Annotated in this window: 16 protein-coding genes; 13 read left to right on the forward strand and 3 right to left on the reverse strand. The window is 34.8% G+C overall.

From position 1 onward, the window contains the following. The first annotated feature begins 24 nt into the window (after window positions 1-24). On the forward strand, window positions 25-573 hold the full coding sequence (locus CLV73_RS18625; protein ID WP_100378378.1) for a 3'-5' exonuclease: 549 nt from the start codon (window positions 25-27) through the stop codon (window positions 571-573). Between the two features lie 72 nt (window positions 574-645). Here the strand turns inward: CLV73_RS18625 and CLV73_RS18630 are convergent, their stop codons facing one another. Then, a complete protein-coding gene (locus CLV73_RS18630) occupies window positions 646-1467 on the reverse strand; it encodes a DUF4249 domain-containing protein (protein ID WP_100378379.1) in 822 nt (273 codons plus the stop codon). A 17-nt stretch (window positions 1468-1484) separates the two neighbouring features. Beyond that, a complete protein-coding gene (locus tag CLV73_RS18635; RefSeq protein ID WP_100378380.1) occupies window positions 1485-3884 on the reverse strand; it encodes a TonB-dependent receptor in 2400 nt (799 codons plus the stop codon). A gap of 260 nt (window positions 3885-4144) precedes the next feature. Between CLV73_RS18635 and CLV73_RS18640 the strand changes: the two genes are divergently transcribed. From CLV73_RS18640 to CLV73_RS18675, 8 genes are all read left to right on the forward strand, one after another. Further along, a complete protein-coding gene (locus CLV73_RS18640; RefSeq protein ID WP_100378381.1) occupies window positions 4145-5152 on the forward strand; it encodes a sensor histidine kinase in 1008 nt (335 codons plus the stop codon). A gap of 36 nt (window positions 5153-5188) precedes the next feature. Continuing rightward, window positions 5189-5497, forward strand: a complete 309-nt coding sequence (locus tag CLV73_RS18645; RefSeq protein WP_100378382.1) for a response regulator — start codon at window positions 5189-5191, stop codon at window positions 5495-5497. Window positions 5498-5928: 431 nt separating this feature from the next. Further along, window positions 5929-7446 (forward strand): TROVE domain-containing protein, encoded by a 1518-nt coding sequence (locus tag CLV73_RS18650; RefSeq protein ID WP_100378383.1) that lies wholly within the window; start codon window positions 5929-5931, stop codon window positions 7444-7446. 47 nt (window positions 7447-7493) lie between these two features. Continuing rightward, on the forward strand, window positions 7494-8180 hold the full coding sequence (locus tag CLV73_RS18655; protein ID WP_100378384.1) for a hypothetical protein: 687 nt from the start codon (window positions 7494-7496) through the stop codon (window positions 8178-8180). 543 nt (window positions 8181-8723) lie between these two features. Then, complete coding sequence (locus CLV73_RS18660) at window positions 8724-8954, forward strand: phosphate ABC transporter substrate-binding protein (protein ID WP_100378385.1); 231 nt, start codon at window positions 8724-8726, stop codon at window positions 8952-8954. Between the two features lie 1217 nt (window positions 8955-10171). Then, a complete protein-coding gene (locus CLV73_RS18665) occupies window positions 10172-11620 on the forward strand; it encodes an MBOAT family O-acyltransferase (RefSeq protein WP_100378386.1) in 1449 nt (482 codons plus the stop codon). Between the two features lie 3 nt (window positions 11621-11623). Then, on the forward strand, window positions 11624-12667 hold the full coding sequence (locus CLV73_RS18670) for an alginate O-acetyltransferase AlgX-related protein (protein ID WP_100378387.1): 1044 nt from the start codon (window positions 11624-11626) through the stop codon (window positions 12665-12667). Window positions 12668-12872: 205 nt separating this feature from the next. Further along, a complete protein-coding gene (locus CLV73_RS18675; RefSeq protein ID WP_100378388.1) occupies window positions 12873-14411 on the forward strand; it encodes a SulP family inorganic anion transporter in 1539 nt (512 codons plus the stop codon). A gap of 141 nt (window positions 14412-14552) precedes the next feature. On the opposite strand, the gene fusA is transcribed toward CLV73_RS18675, so the two are convergent. Then, window positions 14553-16619 carry an elongation factor G gene (fusA, locus tag CLV73_RS18680; protein ID WP_100378389.1) on the reverse strand — a complete coding sequence of 689 codons (2067 nt, stop codon included), beginning with the start codon at window positions 16617-16619 and terminating at the stop codon, window positions 14553-14555. Between the two features lie 536 nt (window positions 16620-17155). Between fusA and CLV73_RS18685 the strand changes: the two genes are divergently transcribed. The 4 genes from CLV73_RS18685 to CLV73_RS18700 are packed head-to-tail and all read left to right on the forward strand — an operon-like array spanning window position 17156 to window position 20363. Next, entirely contained in the window at window positions 17156-17827 is a 672-nt protein-coding gene (locus CLV73_RS18685) for an HAD family hydrolase (RefSeq protein WP_100378390.1), read from the forward strand. Window position 17828: 1 nt separating this feature from the next. Then, window positions 17829-18653 (forward strand): phosphoribosyltransferase family protein, encoded by an 825-nt coding sequence (locus CLV73_RS18690; protein ID WP_100378391.1) that lies wholly within the window; start codon window positions 17829-17831, stop codon window positions 18651-18653. Further along, window positions 18643-19197: a TerD family protein gene (locus CLV73_RS18695; protein ID WP_100378392.1), complete on the forward strand. Its 555-nt coding sequence runs from the start codon at window positions 18643-18645 to the stop codon at window positions 19195-19197. Before CLV73_RS18690 ends, CLV73_RS18695 begins: the two co-directional genes overlap by 11 nt. A gap of 5 nt (window positions 19198-19202) precedes the next feature. After that, entirely contained in the window at window positions 19203-20363 is a 1161-nt protein-coding gene (locus CLV73_RS18700; RefSeq protein WP_185116797.1) for a toxic anion resistance protein, read from the forward strand. The last annotated feature ends 8 nt before the right edge of the window (window positions 20364-20371 follow it).

Genomic DNA, 20371 nt, shown 5'->3' on the forward strand with positions numbered 1-20371 from the left:
TTTTAACAATAAATAATTAAAAAAGTGAAAACAACAGACAATATATTAATTATAGACCTCGAAGCCACGTGTTGGAACGACCGGCCGCCGAGAGGTCAGGAAAGCGAAATTATTGAAATCGGAGTTTGTATTATGAATGCAAAAACCGGTAAGATTTCCCAAAATGAGGGGATTTTAGTAAAACCTCAATTTTCAAAAGTGAGTCCGTTTTGTACGGAACTGACTTCCATTACCCAGAAAATGCTTGATGATGAGGGGATTTTGCTGGAAGATGCGTTAGATATTCTGAGAGCGGAATACGATTCTGAAGACCTGACCTGGGCAAGTTATGGAAACTACGATCTGAACATGCTTCAAAATCAGGCAAGAAGATTCAATGTCGATTATCCTTTGAGTGAAGACCATATTAACGTGAAAACCTTATTCGGAGAATTGCATCCGACGGTTCGCAAAAGTGTCGGGATGGCAAGAGCATTGGGTGAACTGAATCTCAAGCTTGAAGGTACACATCACAGAGGTGTGGATGACGCTAAGAATATTGCGAAAATTTTACATTGGTGTCTGCAGCAGTAATGCAACAATTGAGCAGTACAATCTATAACAAAAACTCCCTTACGAAAAAGGGAGTTTTATTTAATTTAAATGTTATTGAATCGTGTAATTTTTAACAGCCACCTCAGATAGTCTGAAATATCCGAAAGGAAAATTATTGCTATTGCTCTGGTTAATGATATTTCCGCGTACAGCCGTCGGTATGGTAGAAAACGGATTGTCGTTATTACCAGATGCAGAAAGTATTTTTTTGAAATAATCGTAATATCTTTTGGATATTCCATAGAGTTTGATATCTACGGCATCTCCGGCTTTCAGGTCTTTGTTTGAAAAAAATATCGGGGTAAGGTTTCCCTGGTTGTTTTCATCGTTTTCCACACGGTATTGAGGAAATGCTATTTCAGGGATGGTTACTCGGTTCAGATAATAATTTTCCTGTGCTCCGTCATCATGATAATAATAAATGATCTCGACTTCATCTCCGGCTATTCCTCCTTCGTTATTTTGTTCGATATTATTTTCAATATTCGGAACGTTGATCAGCTTTTCCGTAGCGCTGTAGGTTTCGCCATTTACAACAATCTTTAACGTATAAGTTTCACCAATTACAGGCTGGAAGTTGTTGCAGATATATTCTCCCGTTCCCGGATTTTCGATGAAATTAAAAACAGTATTGGATGAATTATTCACCGTAACGCTGGCTCCGGAAACCGGGGGGAATTCATTGCTGTAATAAGCTGTTGTAGTAGATAATTTAATTTTTTGGACATTTCCTGAAGTGTTTTTTACCCAATCGATGGAAGCATCAATCACGAGCTTTGGTTCTGCTGTTTCCAGATCCACTTCAATTACTTTTTCACATGAGATGAGGGTAAAACCGGCCATGATGATTAGAAATTTTTTAAATATTTTCATGTTATATTTTCTTTAAATTAAAATTTGAAATTATAAGTCACACTCGGAATAATCCCGAAAATGGACATCCTTCTCACTTCACTGGCCCCGGTGTCTGTATTCTGCCCGAAAGTGAAAGCTGCAGCATTATTTCTTCCATAAACATTGTAGATGCTGAAAACCCATTCGCTTTTCCATCTCTTGGCTTTATCCGGCTTTGGAGTATACGTTGCAGACAGATCCAAATGGTGATAAGCTGAAAGTGAGTTTTCGTTTCTTAAACAGTAGCTGGCAATGGTAACACCCTGATAGTGATACTTTCCGTTGGGAAATGTAGCCGCTTTTCCGGACTGAAAAGTGAAAATTCCGCCAAACGACCATTTTTTACTGAACTGATACGCTGCCGTAATGGAAAAGTTGTGCATTTTATCATAATTGGCACGATACCATTCTCCGTTATTGATTCCGGGTTCGTTTGCATTTCTTCCCGGAGTTCTTTGTTCTGCCCTGGAAAGGGTATAAGACAACCAGCCTGTTAATTTTCCGGTATTTTTTTTAGCCATGATTTCCAGCCCGTACGCTCTTCCTTCGCCGTTCAGAAGAACTCTCTCAATAGCTTTGTTGGCAATAAGTTCGGCTCCGTCTATATAGTCTGCCTTATTTTTTATTTTTTTATAAAAAGTTTCCACTTCCAAAGAATATTTTCCGTTTTTAAAGTTTTGAAAATAACCCAATGCCACCTGATCCAGAATTTCAGGCTTCAGATACTGATCACTCGGTGCCCAGATATCAAGCGGGGAAACGGAAGCCGTATTGGAAATAAGATGTACATACTGGCTCATGCGGTTATAACTGGCTTTCAAAGATTGATTCTCATTGAAAGAGTAGGCGGCGGAAAAGCGGGGCTCAAGATTTCCGAAATCAATGATTTTCTTGTTTTTTTCATAAGTGACTGTTCCTGTAGGTTTTGCTTCTTCGTAAATCTGTAATTCCGGATTAAAGACCACAGGTTGATTACTTTCATATGTACTTATGGTCTCCTTTCCGAGCCTTTGAAAATAACTGTATCTAAGACCATAATTAATGGCAAGCTTCTCGGAGATTTTTTGTTCTGCACTGATGTATAAAGCGTTTTCAAAAGCATACTTTTTTGCGATCTGATCCGGATTAATGCTCGAAGTTTCGCCAAATGGCTTTATCGTTCCGGGATTAAATTGATAATAAATGGAATTAAGACCATAGCTCAGATTGAGTTTATTAGACAAATAATGTTTAAAATCATACTTAAAGTTGTAATTTTTGATATCCGATTTCCAGTCGATGCCCACAAATTTCAGCTTCAATCCATAATTATAATCACTGTAAATCATTGAGGCATTGGAAAATAACTTATCAGAAAAAATATGATTCCATCTTACATTCAGAATAGAATTTCCGTAGGTGTTGATAAACCCGTCATTGAAATTCATATTGTCATTCCCCAAATATCCGGACAGGAAAAGATTGTTTTTATCATTCAGCTTATAGTTTAATTTGGCGTTCAAATCATAGAAATAGGCAGAGTTTGGTTCATTGGCAAGCTTCATAATGAGATGTGCGTAGGAAGCGCGGCCGGCTACCACAAACGAGCTTTTTTCTTTTACAAGCGGGCCTTCAACCAGTAATCTGCTGGAGATGGCTCCAATTCCGCCGCTTGCATGATATTCTTTATTATTTCCTTCTTTTTGGTAAATATCCAGAACGGAAAAAATACGGCCCCCGAAATTGGCAGGAATTCCTCCTTTATACAATTTTAAATCTTTAATGACATCAGAATTAAAAACAGAAAAAAATCCGAATAAATGTGAAGTATTGTAAACAATAGCTTCATCGAGTAAAACCAGATTTCCGTCTACAGAGCCTCCTCTTACGTTAAATCCGGATGAACCCTCCTGTGCATTCGAAACGCCGGGAAGCTGTAAAATGGATTTCAATACATCTACCTCTCCCATTACCGCGGGCATTTTTTTTATGGTCGCAATAGATAGCTTGTTTACGCTCATCTCAGGTTTCTGAATGTTTGCCTTGGTACTGTTTGCTTTTATGACAACCTCTTCAATGGCTTTGCTTTTTTCAGACATAACGAAATTTCTCTTTATGCTTTCCGAAAGCGATATTTTTTCTTCAATATTATCAAAGCCTGTATTGCTGATGATAATGGTGTAATCTCCTTTTGGTAAAGTGATGGAGTAAAACCCGTACGAATTGGTGGTAATCGTTGTATTGATTTCAGGAATGGTAATATTGGCACCGATCAGTGTTTCATTATTAAGGCTGTTGGCAACGGTTCCGCTTAAGGTGAATTTCTGCTTTACCTGATCATTTCCCTTTTCCTGAGAATATGTCTTTAATGAAAAAGCAAGGAAAAAAAGCAGGGTGCTCTGGATTTTGTATTTCATCGTTTAAATTTTAAATAATTACTACTATTTCAGAGCGAAACTATGGTTTTAAAAGGCCGTCTTTCAATGAATTATACCAAACAAAAAAACTAATAGATAAAAGTATGTTTGATTACTACTAAAATAAAGTTGACTTATTTTATGAGACAGCGGGAAGAAACCAGCCATTTTTAATTTGGTCTATAAATCATCTGTTTTTGTATAAAATTACCATTCAGATATATTTTTACGTTATACATTTGTTTTATTATTATGGAGAAATGAATAAAGCTTTAGATAAACAATTTGCAAACGAATCCTGGGCAATCCAATTTCTGATTTCTTCCAGATACAGAATTTTCAGACATTTGCTGCTCGTTTTTATGATCAGTACGGTTCTGTACAACAGCACCTCTGAGATCACTGAGCCTACTCTGGTCTTACTTTTTGTACTGCTTTTGTTTTATATCAATATGTATGTGCTGGTACCGAAACTTTTGTTTAATAACAAATATGTCTTATATATTCTGTCAATTTTGGGAATTGTTGCAATTTCTGTTTTTGCCGGGACTTCTTTGTCTGATTCCGGGGCAGACGGACTGAATATTCCTCTTTTTGTAGCACTTGTTCTGATCCTTGTTTCCGCTTCGGCATCAATAAAGTTTTTTCAAAAATGGGTGGTTGATAAGCAGGTTATTTATGCATTGGAAAAATCGAAAATTACAACTGAGCTTGATCAGCTTAAAAACCAGATCAATCCGCACTTTCTTTTTAATATGCTCAACAATGCGAATGTTCTTACCAAAAAAGATCCGGAAAAGGCATCGCAGGTATTGATGAAGCTCAGCGATCTTCTTCGTTATCAGCTGTATGACAGCTCCAGGGAATTTGTTTTTCTGACTTCGGATATTCATTTTCTTGAAGATTTTCTGAATCTGGAACAGGTAAGGCGTGATAATTTTGATTTCCTCATTTCCAAGGAAGGGAATTTAAGCGGCGTTCAGATTCCTCCACTACTCTTTATTTCATTTGTAGAAAATGCTGTGAAACATAATAATGACTCCTCAAAACCGTCTTATGTTAATCTGTTTTTTGAGGTTAAAAATAATGAGCTTCACTTCAAATGTATCAATTCAAAGCCTGATACAAAAGCTGTACATACAGATTCCGGAGGTTTAGGGCTTGCCAATATCAAACGCAGGCTGGATCTGCTTTTTCCTTCTTCCCATTCTTTAATAATTGAAAATAATCCTGAAACATATTGCATCAACTTGACTTTTGAGCTTTAATCTAAGCTATTCATCCAATTAATAACTTTAGAAATTATGATGAACTGTATTATTGTAAATGAAGAACCTGTGGCAAGAAATGCAATTAAAAAACTTATTGGTAAAACCAAAAGCTTAAAGCTGCTGGCTACTTTTGACGACACCAGGGAAGCCACTAATTTTATGATGACCCATATGGTGAACGTTATTTTTTTCGATATCCAAACCTTGGATGCTAATGAAATTGAATTCCTGAAATTCATCCCGGAAGAAACATTTCTTCATAAGAAAGTACACCCAATTCAGGTTTTCCAACACCTTCGAGAATTGATTCAAAAACTTTATACTTCCAATTCCTTTATTTAAAATGAATGATAGGTAGATTGTATTTGGTTGCTGGTTGATAGTTGCTTATTGTTGGCTAAGCAGTTCGTTTGTCATTCAGAGCGAAACGAAGGAGCGTGGAATCTAAATTATTATAAATTTTTTTGTTAATACTTTACTTAGATTCCTCCGGAATGACAAATTTTATCGATTTTTATTTTGAAATTGCTTCGTCATTATTTTCCACTCAATAACACTACAAAATTTTATCACAGATAAAAATCCTCGCGCCTTAAAAGCTGTTTAAATTAAGAAAAACTTAGTGCCTTTGCGATTTTCCAACAAAAAAATAAAAACTTTTTTACAAAAATTTTCACTACGCAAAAACATTGCGCAAAACCTTCCTTACTTTGCATCAGAAATCAGAGAGGAGGTGATAATCCTCCAAAAATGTTTAACTAAAAACAGTAACCATGAAATTTAATTTTTTAAGAAAAGAGAATAAAGTAGTCACAAACTACGAAGGTGCAAAGGCTTACACAATGACACCTGCAGAAGAATTATATAGTGCTGTTGTTACAACAGGATTATCAAACGCTACCTATGAAAAGGGAAATGACAGATTGGTCAGAATCCAGTCTCTGATTCTGAAAAACGATCCGGAATTCGTTGCAAAATTGGCGGTTTATGCGAGAAAAGATATGCACTTGCGTTCAATTCCATTGGTTTTGACGACCGAATTGGCAAAACAGACTTCGGGTACAGACTTGGTAAGCAGAACTGTTGAAGGAGTGATCCAAAGAGCGGATGAAATCACGGAATTATTGGCATATTACCAATTGGCAAACGAAAGAACAGATTTGAAAAAATTGAACAAACTTTCAAAACAAATTCAGAAAGGTTTGGTAAAATCATTCAATAAATTTGATGAATACCAGTTCGCAAAATACAACAGAAAAGCAGAAGTAACCTTGAAAGATGCCTTGTTTTTGGTTCACCCGAAGGCAAAAGATGAAAATCAACAGGCTATTTTCAACAAGATCGTCAAGGATTCGTTAGAAACTCCGTACACTTGGGAAGTAGAACTTTCAGTGTTGGGTCAGACAAAATTTGCGGATGAAGCAGAAAGAAAATCAGCTTTCAAAAACAAATGGGAAGAACTGATTTTCAGCAACAAGCTGGGTTATATGGCAACATTGAGAAACCTTAGAAATATCCTGGAAGCCAACGTTTCATCAGATGCGATGTACAAAGTGTGTAACTATCTGTCGGATGAAAAAGCGGTGAGAAATTCAAAGCAATTGCCATTCAGATTTTTGGCGGCGTACAGAGAATTGAAAAATATAGATTCAAAATATACCTCATCCATCATGGAAGCATTGGAAAATGCGGTGATGATCAGTGCTAAAAACATCAAAGGTTTTGGTTTTGATACTTCGGTTGTGATCGCGGCAGACGTATCCGGTTCGATGCAACAACCTGTTTCTCCGAAATCTAAAGTGTTGTTGTATGATATCGGTTTACTGATGTCGATGATGCTGCAGTCACAATGTAAAAATGTGATTACAGGTATGTTCGGTGACACCTGGAAAAGAGTTCCGATGCCAAAGAGCGGTATTTTGACCAACGTAGATGCTTTCTACAAAAGAGAAGGTGAGGTGGGGTATTCCACAAACGGTTATTTGGTAATTGAAGATTTGCTTAACAGACGTGAAAAAGTGGATAAAGTAATGTTGTTTACCGATACACAACTGTGGAACAGCAACGGAACCCGAAATTCTTTTGAAGATTCATGGAATCGATATAAAAACATCAATCCAAATGCAAAATTATATATTTTTGACTTGGCGGGTTACGGAAAACAACCGTTAGATGTCAGAAAAAATGATGTATACCTTATTGCAGGTTGGTCCGACAAAATTTTTGACGTATTGAATGCTTTGGAAGACCGAAAATCTGCCGTGGAAATGATTAAAAAAGTAGTGCTGTAAAAGGCACTGCTTAAAAAAAAATAACTAATAACCATTAATTTGGGATTATGAATAGAAGTTTTAATGATTCGGCAAATCAGTCAATTCAAGTTTTTACAAATCTTTTAGATAAGGTTCAAAAATCAAATATTATAGCTGGTGAGATCAAAGTAAGATTAAGTAAAATTAATTATGAAATTAATTTTGATGGACTTGATATTGTTAGAAAAATAAATGATATTGCTTCATTGATTGCTATTTCTGATCTTGATTTAGCTGTTGCAAGTAAAATATTATATAATGCCCCAAATAATTGGGAGAAAATATATAGTATTAAGAGTGCTTATTTGACAATATTTGAGGTATTTAAAACATATAATAAGCATAGAAAATTTCTTAATGAAATCTCTATAAGCTCATCTATATTTTTGAATGAAGAATTTAAGAATATAAATAATTTGATAAAGGCTTTTAAAAATAAGCATCGGTATGATAACGAAATGAGTGTTATCAGAAATAATATATGTGGACATATTAGTGATAACATTGAACTATATTACAATACTATCATTCAATTTAATGGTGAGAAGACAGGAGAGATGATAATTGAATTTTTACAAATTCTTGATATTCTTCAAAATTTTTTAATTAAGATTTTAGAGCAAGAAAAGTTGAAGTATAACCACCAGGAAATAATAAAGTTAGCAAGAAAAATGTTTCCAGACTTAAATAATAAAATTAATTTATTGTTTTAAAGATGTTTCGTCACTTCGCTGCTCGCGATGATCTAAAAGAATAGTAGTAAAAACGACCTAGGAAATTAAGGCGTTAAGAAAATTTGAAAAAAATCCGTTAAAAAATATCCACTGTTTGAACAAGCGTTGGAAAAAGCTAGGCGTGAGTTTGGAGATTTTAGGAAGTTTTTAAAATTTTTAGCCCGAGTTTCCAAGTCTTGAACTTTTGGTTCTTTTGCTTCAAGGCAAAACGAACAAAATAAAAACAACCGATGCCGTAAGAAAAGAATTTCTTCGATTTCCACTTGAACAAGAGTCTTTTCGATGTATTGCTCGGTTTAAACTAACCAATGTCGTTATCATAAGAGTTTCATCGTCAAACTTCCAATTTGAACAACATTCAAAGCTCTTATAATTTGTTACTTGGTTTTTAAAATAAATTTCAACTGCGTAAAAAGAATGCGCACTGAAGTGATAATTTTGCTTCAACAAAAAACAATAACCATGAACTACTATAAAAAATGTCTTAAAGGAACACTGTATTGAGGTTAATACTCAATACTTATGAAAAAATTAAAGTCATTAAGACGAGCTTTCGGAATCAATGAACAAGGGTTAATTGATTTTCCGAAGAAAATTTCAAATGTCCAGATTTCCAGAATTTTATACGGAGATGAAATGGGATGCTCCTGGTGTTTTCCACATGGCATTGAAACTATTAATTCAAAAGAAATTAAGTTTCAGAGAAATTGGAAAAAATACAGAAAAACCCAATGGAAAGACTTAAAAAAGTAAGTGTCGTAAAACAGAGTTTCTTCGTTAAGGAGCGGTTATACAGGTTCGAGTCCTGTTTCCGAACATTTGGAATGACGTAATTGGCAGCGTGCCGTATACAAAGTCTCTGTTTGATTTTTTACCTTACTTTAAAATAATCGGATGCCGTAAAAAAGAGTTACTTCTACTTTACATTGAAACATAATCTCTTTTTAGAAATTGCTCGATTTTAAAATCATTATCTAAAAACAAAAGTCAAGTGTCGTTTTAGAATCATACTTCGAGATTGAATAAACATTGGGTCGCAGGTTCGATTCCTGTTTTTTCTCGAAAGGAGAAGTAGCTCAGAGGGTAGAGCAAATGCACGGAAGATTCCATAATTATTACCTTGATTTGAACAATAAAAGAGTGTCGTTAGAGAAAACTTACTTCGGTTAATCTTATGATGTTGGTTCGACTCCAGAATAAATCTGAAAATGGTTTATATAAAGAGTTTTCTCGTCTGTTGCCTCTTTAATAAAATCACAAATAAGTGTCGTAGAGAAAGGTTACTTCGTAACTATAACGGTCCTAAGGTAGCAAAATTCGGGTGACCGAATTAGTGAGGTTGGGTTGAAAACCAACTGGGCAAAAGTTTTCGAAAGAAGACGCAAGTCTTTCGCAGAGCGGCGCTCTGAAAAGAGCATAAATACCTTTTTCGTCTTTTACCTTATCTCTTCAAAATAAAAATACAAGTGCCGTAGAATAGTGTTACTTCGCTCATCACGACGGGGTCACGGGTTCGAGTCCCGTCTTTTCCATCATAAAACACAAAACTGATATAGGAAAAGTAGCTCAGTTGGTTAGAGCACGACATTACGCTTTTTGATTGTTGCCTTGTTAAAAAATAATAGAAGTGTCGTAGAAAAAAGTTACTTCGTTACCATTGGAAGGGGAGGAATAATGTAGTCAGTTATTCTGGCAAGATTATCCGGTTCGACTCCGGCATAACGCTGCCCCATTACTTTTTTCGATAATTATCTTTTATTTCCTCTCTAAGTTTTCTATCCTCTCCAAAATATTGGCGAGGATATTTTTTGTTCAAACGAAAAGTAACCGATTATTTTTTTGTAATGCAATTTTTTTATTACCTGAAATACGAATGAATATCAGATTCTTTCAATTCCTTGCGTGAAGTTTGTATATTTGGAAACTGAGAGTGACACTATAAAAAGAATTCGTTAAAATAAATAAAAAGAATGCTCTTTAACTCTATAGAATTTTTAATTTTCTTACCAACAGTTTTTATAATATACTGGTATCTTGCCAATAAAAATCTTAAATTCCAAAACAGATTATTATTTTTAGCAAGTTACTTTTTTTATGCCTGTTGGGATTGGCGCTTTCTTTTTCTGCTGATGTTTTCCACTTTACTGGATTATTTTACAGGTTTAAAAATGCAAAAGGCAGGAAGTTTAAAAATCAAAAGGATTTGGTTTTGGTTGAGTATTATTATCAATCTCGGATTCTTAGGAGTATTTAAATATTATAACTTTTTTGCTGAATCTTTTGCTGAATTTTCTTCTCAAATAGGGTGGAAATCCAGTCCGGTGTTACTTAATGTAATTCTTCCTCTGGGAATCTCTTTTTATACTTTTCACGGCCTTTCTTATGTGATAGACGTATATAAAGGTAAAATTAAAGCAGAAAGTAATTTTGTGGATTATGCTCTGTTCGTAAGCTTTTTTCCTCTTTTAGTTGCCGGTCCTATAGAAAGAGCTACCCACCTGCTTCCACAGATCAAAGAGAAAAGAGTTTTTGATTATAATAAAGCGGTAGATGGTTTGCGACAGGTACTGTGGGGATTATTCAAAAAAATAGTGATTGCTGATAATTGTGCAGAATTTGCCAATCAGATCTTTAATCACTCTGCAGATATGAACGGAAGTACATTGGCTCTGGGAGCCGTGTTTTTTGCCTTTCAGATTTATGGAGATTTCTCAGGATATTCCGATATTGCTTTAGGTACGGCCAGATTATTCGGATTTGATCTGTTGCGTAATTTTGCCTTTCCCTATTTTTCGAGAGATTTTGCAGAATTTTGGAGACGTTGGCATATTTCACTTTCTTCATGGTTTAAAGATTACCTATATATTCCTTTAGGAGGAAGTAAAGGCGGAAAATGGATGCGGATAAGAAATACATTTATCATTTTTATAGTGAGTGGATTCTGGCATGGGGCGAACTGGACGTTTATTGTATGGGGATTATTAAATGCCATATTTATTATGCCTTCTATCCTTATGAAAACCAATAGGAAAAATTTGGAAATTGTTTCGAAAGGTAGACAATGGCCAACTATCCGTGAATTTTTACAAATACTCATAACTTTTGGACTAACTGTTTTCGCATGGATATTTTTCAGAGCTGAAAATATGACTCATGCCTATCAATATATCACTGAAATGTTTTCCGGCTCACTTTTCACAATCCCTGAATTTGCAGAGAAGAAAAAGGCGGTCATAACAATTCTTCTTGTGATCATTTTTATTCTGGTAGAGTGGAAAGGACGCGAAAATCAGTATGCGATTGAAAAACTAGGTTTGCATTGGAGGAAGCCTCTGAGATATGCCATGTATTACGCTATTATTATCTCTGTTTTTTGGTTTGGAGGAAATACGGAACAGTTCATTTACTTTCAATTTTGATGAATGATAAAGAAATTTATACTTAAAACAGCATATTTTATCCTTCCGGCAGTATTTCTGTTCGGGATTTCATTAATTGGACTGATCAGAACAGAAAGTCCGGATGTTTTAAGAATGGGAATGATTCCCAATATTTATAAACATTACAGGGATCGCTTTGATTTGTCTGAAAAAGAAAATTTTGAAAGATTATCAAAAACAAAAAAAAGGAAATTTGATTTTTTGACCATGGGAGATTCTTTTTCAGAACAGAAAGGATACGGATATAATCATTTCTTAGCAGAAAAATACACAACTTTACATGTTGATGAATTTATTTCAAATAATCAGATTCAGACCTTAATTAACCTTATCAACGGTGATTTTTTTGACCATTATACGATTAAATATGTTGTTCTTCAAAATGTGGAACGTCATTTCATCGATAATATTACAGGAATAAACTTTAACACGAAAATAGAGCAAAAGCAAATAGATTCTTTGATTTTAAATCATCATGAGGAATTAAAAGAAAATAAAACAGATTCTGAATTTTTTTCCAGATCAACCCTTCAGTTTCCGCTTTACTATATGCCTAAGTTTTTTATTTGTAAAGACTATCTCTCCAACGATTTAATTTATAATTATAATTTAAATTCGAAAAAATTATTCAGTAATGAGTCTGATAAATTGCTTTTTTACAAATACGATATCATCTCTCTTGCCGAAAGTAATAAAATCTCAAATGTCGTTTTGCTAAATAATGTACTCAATAAAATATCTCAAAAACTTCAGGAAAAAAATGTAAAACTCATCGTGTTACCGGCTCCGGATAAATACGATATGTATTATGATGACATTGCCGATAAAATCAATCTGGAGAAGCCGTTATTCTTCGAGCATATTAAACCTCTTAAAAAAAATTATTTATATATAAATTCTAAAGAAATCCTGAAAAGTCATATGAATAATGAGCAGGATATTTATTTTTATGATGATACCCACTGGTCTCCAGTAGCCTCCCGGATCATTGTCAATGAGATTGATAAAGCAGTTCATGCCAGATAGTGTGCTAGCTCTTAAATTGGAAAGTATTAAATTGTGCAATCACCTTCAAGTTTTTATCTTTGCAGAAATTATGAGGGCAAAAAACAAAATTTCTTCTGAAGTTACAACGGTTTAAGGATTGTTTGCCAACCTGTTCCGAGTTCCCGAAAATCGGGATTTGGGTGTTTAAAAAATCATAATTTACCTCCTTAAATTATTTTTTCCAATGGGAAATATTCTTAAACTTTTCGACTTTTCGCAAAAAATCAATTATAAAAACGAAATTTTAGCAGGATTTACGGTTGCCATGACCATGATTCCCGAATCGTTGTCATTTGCCATTCTTGCCGGGCTTTCCCCTCTTACAGGTTTGTATGCTGCTTTTATGATGGGATTGGTTACAGCAATTTTAGGCGGCCGTCCCGGAATGGTTTCCGGTGGAGCAGGTGCAACGATTGTTGTTTTAATTGCTTTAATCAAAAGTCATGGAGTAGAATATCTCTTTGCCACTGTTGTTCTTGCCGGAATTTTTCAGTTGTTGGTAGGTATTCTGAAACTCGGAAAATTCGTGAGATTAATTCCACAGCCGGTAATGTATGGTTTTTTAAATGGTTTGGCGGTAATTATTTTTATGGCACAGATCGAACAGTTCAAAATTACTGATGCCAATGGAACTGTAAGCTGGCTTCAGGGAACTCCATTGTATATTATGGCAACCTTAACAGTTTTAACGATTGCAATTGTTTACTTCTTTCCAAAAATTACAAAGGTGGTTCCTGCTTCTCTGGTTGCTATTTTGATTGTTTTTGGGGTTGTTTTAGGATTTGGTATTCATACCAAAACGGTTGCAGATATTGCGCATATTAGTGGTAGCTTACCGAGTTTTCATTTTCCAAGCATTCCCTTTTCATTGGAGACTTTACAGATCATTTTTCCATACGCTTTGATTATGGCAGGAGTTGGTCTGATTGAATCATTGCTGACGTTATCAATGGTGGATGAAATCACGAACTCTAAAGGAAATACCAATAAAGAATCCGTAGCACAGGGACTAGCCAATATTACAAACGGATTTTTCGGTGGAATGGGAGGTTGTGCGATGGTTGCGCAGACGCTGGTAAATTTAAATGCGGGTTCAAGAGCCAGACTTTCTGGGATTATAGCATCCATAATGATCCTGATTATTATTCTAGTAGGTGCACCATTTATCGAGAAAATTCCGATGGCTGCTTTGGTGGGAGTAATGATGATGGTGGCAATCAGTACATTTCAATGGGTATCTATCAGGATCGTCAACAAAATGCCGAAGTCTGATATTTTTGTTGGAATGACAGTGGCTTTAATTACTATTGTTCTTCACAATCTGGCATTGGCGGTTTTAGTAGGGGTAATTATTTCTGCATTGGTTTTTGCCTGGGATAATGCCACAAGAATTCGTGCCCGAAAATACACCGATGAAAACGGAATTAAGTACTACGAAATTTTAGGTCCGTTATTCTTTGGTTCAGTTAGTACATTTACAGATAAATTTGATCCGATGAATGATCCTGAACAGGTGGTAATTGACTTCAAAGAAAGTCGGATTGTTGATATGAGCGCTATTGATGCTTTAGACAAATTATCAAAAAGATATGCTCAGCAAAATAAAAAATTACATTTAAAACATCTGAGTGAAGACTGCCGGAAAATGCTGAAAAATGCTGAAGCAGTTATTGAAGTAAATATTCAGGATGATCCGACTTATAAAGTAATGCCTGAGAAATAGTAGAGTGAGGTGCTGTAGAATTGATAAATAAGTTAGAATCTTGAGGATAGATATAATCAGCAAAATCCATTATAGAAGAAACGACTATTCACCTTTATAACCCAAACAAGGACTGTAAAATAAATTTACAGCCCTCGTTTTTTAGGTTACCAATGTATTTGCAATGAAATCAGGTACCAAAGCATAGTGTGACAATTTCATACTGATCGAAGCTCTGCCGCTTGTCAACGCTCTCAGGTCAGAAATATATCCGAAAGTAGAAGCTAAAGGAACTTCCGCCGAGAAGATTTTTCTTCCTAATTTTTCATCAATCGAAGTAATGATTCCTCTTCTTTTGTTGATGTCGGCGGTCACAGCTCCCGTATATTCTTCAATACTTTGAATTTCAACCTGCATGATTGGTTCCAATAATTTCGGTTTACAACTTTTTGCCACCGCTCTGAAACCATCTCTTGCAGCCATTTCAAAATCATGAGCTCCCGAATCTTCAGAGTGGGTTGATCCATCCAAAAGCGTAACTTTCATGCTTTCCAAAGGATTTCCACTCAATGCTCCATTTTCCATCGCTTCTCTGAAACCTTTTTCAACAGACGGAATATATTCACTCGGAACAACTCCACCTTTGATTTGATTAATGAATTCTAAACCGATTCCGTTATCATTTCTAGGTCCGATTTCAAAAGTGATATCCGCAAATTGCCCGCTTCCGCCATTTTGTTTCACGAGTTTTTCTCGGTGAATTTTGGTTTCCGTTAAAATTTCCTTGTACGAAACTTTAGGTTTTCCTTGATTGATTTCAATTCCGTGATTCAATCGGATCTTTTCCAAAGTTACCTCAAGATGCAATTCTCCCAAACCGCTCAACAAAGTTTCTCCTGTCTGTCGGTTTCTTTCCACCAATAACGACGGATCTTCTTCCTGAATTTTCGCCAAAACCAATCCGAAAGATTTTTCATCAGCATTCGTTTTCGGTTCAATTGAAACTCGAATAACCGGAGCCGGAATCGTAATGGATTCAAGCAAAACAGATCGTTCAATACATGATAAAGAATCACCTGTTTTCGCACCTTTTATTCCAGTTAAAGCAACGATATCTCCCGCTTTTCCTTCTTCAATCGTTAACGTTTTGTCAGATTGCATCTGTAAAATTCTCGAAATCCTGAAACTTTCACCCGTCCTTACATTCTGAACCGTGTCACCAGATTTTATTTTACCGGAATAAATTCTCAACATAGAAAGTTTACCCATGTGTTTATCAATCACGACTTTGAAAACCAATCCTGAAAAAGTTTCTTCTTCATTTCTTTCCAATTCGATTGTTTCTTCCGTTTTCGCATCTTTTCCTTTGATAGAAGGTAGTTGATTCGGCGCAGGAAGGTAATTAACGATGGCATCAAGCAAAGGTTGAACGCCTTTATTTTTAAAAGCAGAACCACATAAAACGGGAACTAAACTTCTTGCCTGACAAGTTCTTTGGATCGCTTCACAAATCATTTCTTCAGAAATTTCGTTCTCAGAATTCATGAACATTTCAAAGAAAATTTCGTCATATTCAGCCAATGTTTCCATTAATTTTGATCTGAATTCATCAGCTTCAGTTTTATAATTTTCAGGAATTTCCTTTTCAATAATGATTTCTCCGTTTTCATCGATCCAGTACAACGCTTTTTGTTTAATCAAATCGATAACGCCTTCAAATTGATCTTCAGAACCCATCGGAATTTGCAAAGCCAAAGGAACTGCATTTAGTTTGGTTTTAATTTCATTCAAGACAGCGAAGAAATCAGCCCCTATTCTATCCATTTTATTGATGAAACAAATCTTGGAGATTCCATGCTTCTCGGCTTGAAACCAGACATTTTCGGTTTGTGGCTGAACTCCCGAAGAAGCGCAAAAAACGGCAACAACACTGTCCAAAACTCTTAACGAACGCTCAACTTCCACAGCAAAATCAATGTGTCCGGGAGTGTCGATAATATTGATATTGAAAAAATTATTATCCTTTTTCCACTGAGTTGAAATCGCTGCTGATGAAATGGTAATTCCTCGGTTTTTTTCCTGAATATCTTTATCCATTGTGGTATTTCCATTGTCGACATTTCCGATTTTGTGAATTGTTCCTGTGTAGTACAGCAATCTTTCCGTTAAAGTTGTTTTTCCTGCATCAACGTGTGCTATAATCCCTATATTGCGTGTGTTGTATTTCATTTTTGTTTAGTTTAATTTGTTGATTTTTAAGATTGTATTTTAAATTTTTAGGCACGAAAATTCCATAATCTCACCTTTTGTTTCAGTAAGAAATTCAATTTTGTTTTCGTTAAAAATTGTAGACAACCTTTTCGAATGTAAAAAGCTGAAAGTAGGGTAGCAAAAAAGACCTATCTGAACAGATAGGCCTTGTTATATTTTTGATTTATAAAGGTCGATCGTTATTCAGATAAATATTTAGTGCTACCAAAGTACACAGCTCTGATAGGATTGCTTAAAGTTATAATATTTATCATTTTTGTTGACATTGTTGATTGTTAATCGGTTGCGAAATTAGAAAAAAAAATCAATTGACAAAAATTTTTGTAAAATAAATTTCAAATCATAAAAATATCTTAAAACAGTGAAGTAAATTGAATGATTAATTTTAAAATTTTATCTTTGGGAAGAATTGAGTAATTCGGACACAATAGATGAAAAAAATAAAAATCTTTTTCAAAGAAAGAGCTAAATCAAACTTTTAACTTGTAAATGTCTTGAAAACAGATATCGATCTTCATAACCATAGTCATTTTTCTTTTGACTTATGGCTCACATTAATTAAGTCTCATCCTGAATTTAAAGCAAAAAGAGTTGAGCTGTTCTCTTCGTTTTTTGAAGTAAATGAACCTATTGATAAAGTTGCGAAAACTGTAAAATATTACGATAATCTTTGTAACTCTATTAATGAAGTTACCGGAGGAAATATAGATACTTTTGAAATTTACCTGCTGATCTTAAATTCTCTGAATGTAGATGTAAATCAGTTGAATAAAGAAATATTAAACGAATTTTATCAGAAAAGCGAAGACCTGTTTCTGGAATATAAACCGGTTGTGATTTTTGAAAATATTCATGATTTTTTTGACGAAATTAAAAGCCAGGGAAAAACGATCAATATTTTAAGCAATACTGGATTTATCAAGGGAAAAACGATGCGGAAATTTTTAATTAATGAAAACCTTGATCAGTACATCGATTTCCATATTTATTCTGACGAAATAAATTGTTCAAAACCCGATCCTAAGATATTTCAGCAGGTGAAAAATTTAATTCGAAACCAGGAATTACATTTAAATCAGATTCTGCACATCGGCGATAACCCGATTGCTGATTATAAAGGAGCAAGGGATTTTGGTTTTAATGCACACTTACTTAAACACAATTAATATGAACAGGAGATACAGTTTACACCATATTCATTCGGCGGACGAGTTTACTTTTTCACCCGCAGAATACAGCTATTTCAAGTATGGCGATAAGTCGTATGCTGAAAAATTTGCCAAAGAATTATTTGACGGGTTTATTGCAGATAATGAGCCGGTTTTAGAGACCGAAAAAGAAATTGTAATCTTGCCAAGCCCTTATATGGCTATTCCTACCGCCTCTAATTTTTTATGTTTTTATTTTAAGAAGCATTTGGATTTTTATTTATTTCAAAAAGGCAAAAAATCAAGTGTTTTATCAAAAATTAACAGAAATCATACCTATACTACAGATTATGGAAATCTAAGCTTTGAGGACCGTAAAAATTTGATTGCCAATGATACTTATTACCTCGATAAAGATTTTTTAAGAGGAAAACTTTGTATTTTTATAGACGATATCAAAATCACGGGAAGTCATGAGTTTACGGTGGACAAGATTTTAAAACAATATAATGTTGAGGGTGAATTTCTGTTCATATATTATGCTGAGCTGATGAATGTTGATATTGATCCGAAAATTGAAAACTTCTTTAATTATTATGCGGTGAAAAATGTAGAACACATTGCTGAGGTAATGATAAAGGATAGTTTCCAGTTTAATACAAGGATCGTAAAGTATATTTTGGGTTTAGAATCAAGTAAATTTGATTATCTAACGTCTAAAGTAAAAAAAGAACAGATGGATCATCTGCTGGAACTGGCAATCAGTAATAATTATCATTTAATAAAAGAATACGAAAACAATATTAATACATTAACGCAAACTGAATTATATTATGGCTATTAACTTACAAAAAGGACAGAGAGAAAATATAAACGCCCCTAAATTTACAGTAGGTTTAGGATGGGATATCAACAATACTTCTACAGGAACCGCTTTCGATTTAGATGCGTCTTTATTTTTATTAGGTGAAAATAAAAAGTTAATTTCTGATAATCATTTTATATTTTATAATAATCTTGAATCTCCGGATAAAGCGGTGATTCATTCCGGAGATAACCTTACGGGTGACGGAGCAGGAGATGATGAACAAATTAAAATTGATTTAACAAAAATTGATGCTGCCGTAAAAGAAATTACCGTAGTAGTAACGATTCATGAAGCTGAGTCGAGAAGACAAAATTTCGGACAGGTGAGAAATTCTTTCATCAGAATTTTCAATACGGATACGAATGAAGAAATCTTAAAATATGAACTGGATGAAGATTTCTCAATAGAAACGGCAGTAGAATTCGGGAGAATCTACAACAGAAACGGAGAGTGGAAGTTTGAAGCAGTAGGAGCAGGGCAGAGAGAAGGTCTTGAAAAATTTGTATCAATCTATCAATAGTTATTATGGATAATCAACCCAATCAGCCGACTGATCCGCTTCAGTCAATTGAGCCCCTTAAAACATTTGAACCGACTCCTATGAGCCAGCCGGTTCAGGGTGCTGCTCCGGTTCTTGTAGACAGGGATGGAAATGTAAATCTTACCCAGTTACAGGTAGAAGAGCGCCAGAAATATGAAACGATGGCTAATGCCATTGATGAAACCAATCCTGGATCGATTGTAAACTTCGGAGCTGATCTTCAGAAGACCCTTGCCAATCAGAGTGACAGCTTTTTAGGAAATGTAAGAAGATCGAATTCTGGAGAAGTAGGGGAGCTGATTAATAATTTATTGATCGAGCTTAATTATGTAGATGTTGATGAAATCAATAACAAAAACCCTGTAAAAGGATTTTTGAGCAGACTGCCCTTTATGAAAAAGGTAATGACGCAGGTGGAAAATCTTTTTGCTAAATATGATAAAATCATTAATAATATCGATCAGATTTCTCACAAAGTAAATGCCGGAATTATCACTTCATCTAAAGATAATGCTGTCTTACAGACTATTTTTGATAGTAATGTAAATTCTATAAAGCAGATTGAAGATCTTGTCGTTGCCGGAAACTTAAGAATGGAAAGAGCATCCCAGGAATTGGCAGAGATGGAAGCCAATGTTCAGAATTATGCGGATTATCAGATTGCGGATAAGAGAGATTTTATTGCAAGATTGGATAGAAGAATGGCTGATCTGAAGGTCGTTCGCTTGATTATGATGCAGTCGCTTCCGCAAATCAGACTGGTTCAGAATAATAATGTTTCTATTGCAGAGAAAGCACAGACCATTCTTACGACAACATTGCCGGTTTGGAAAAATCAGTTGTCTTTGGCGGTTGCCATGCATAGACAGCAGCAAAATATTGAGATTCAGCAGAAAGTTTCTTCTACAACCGAAGAAATTTTAAGAAAAAATGCGGAAAGGCTGGGGCAGAATTCAAGAAATGTTGCGAGAGCCAACGAACAAACCATTGTATCTGCTGAAACATTGAGAGAAACGACCAATATGCTGATCAGTACATTAAATGAAGTAAAACAGATCCAAAAGCAGGGTGCTGAAAACAGAAGAAAGCTGGATCAGGATTTACAGACTTTGGAGCACGAATTGAAAGCTAATATCAGAGGTTAATAATACAG

It is taken from the genome of Chryseobacterium geocarposphaerae (assembly GCF_002797535.1).
Taxonomy (GTDB): domain Bacteria; phylum Bacteroidota; class Bacteroidia; order Flavobacteriales; family Weeksellaceae; genus Chryseobacterium; species Chryseobacterium geocarposphaerae.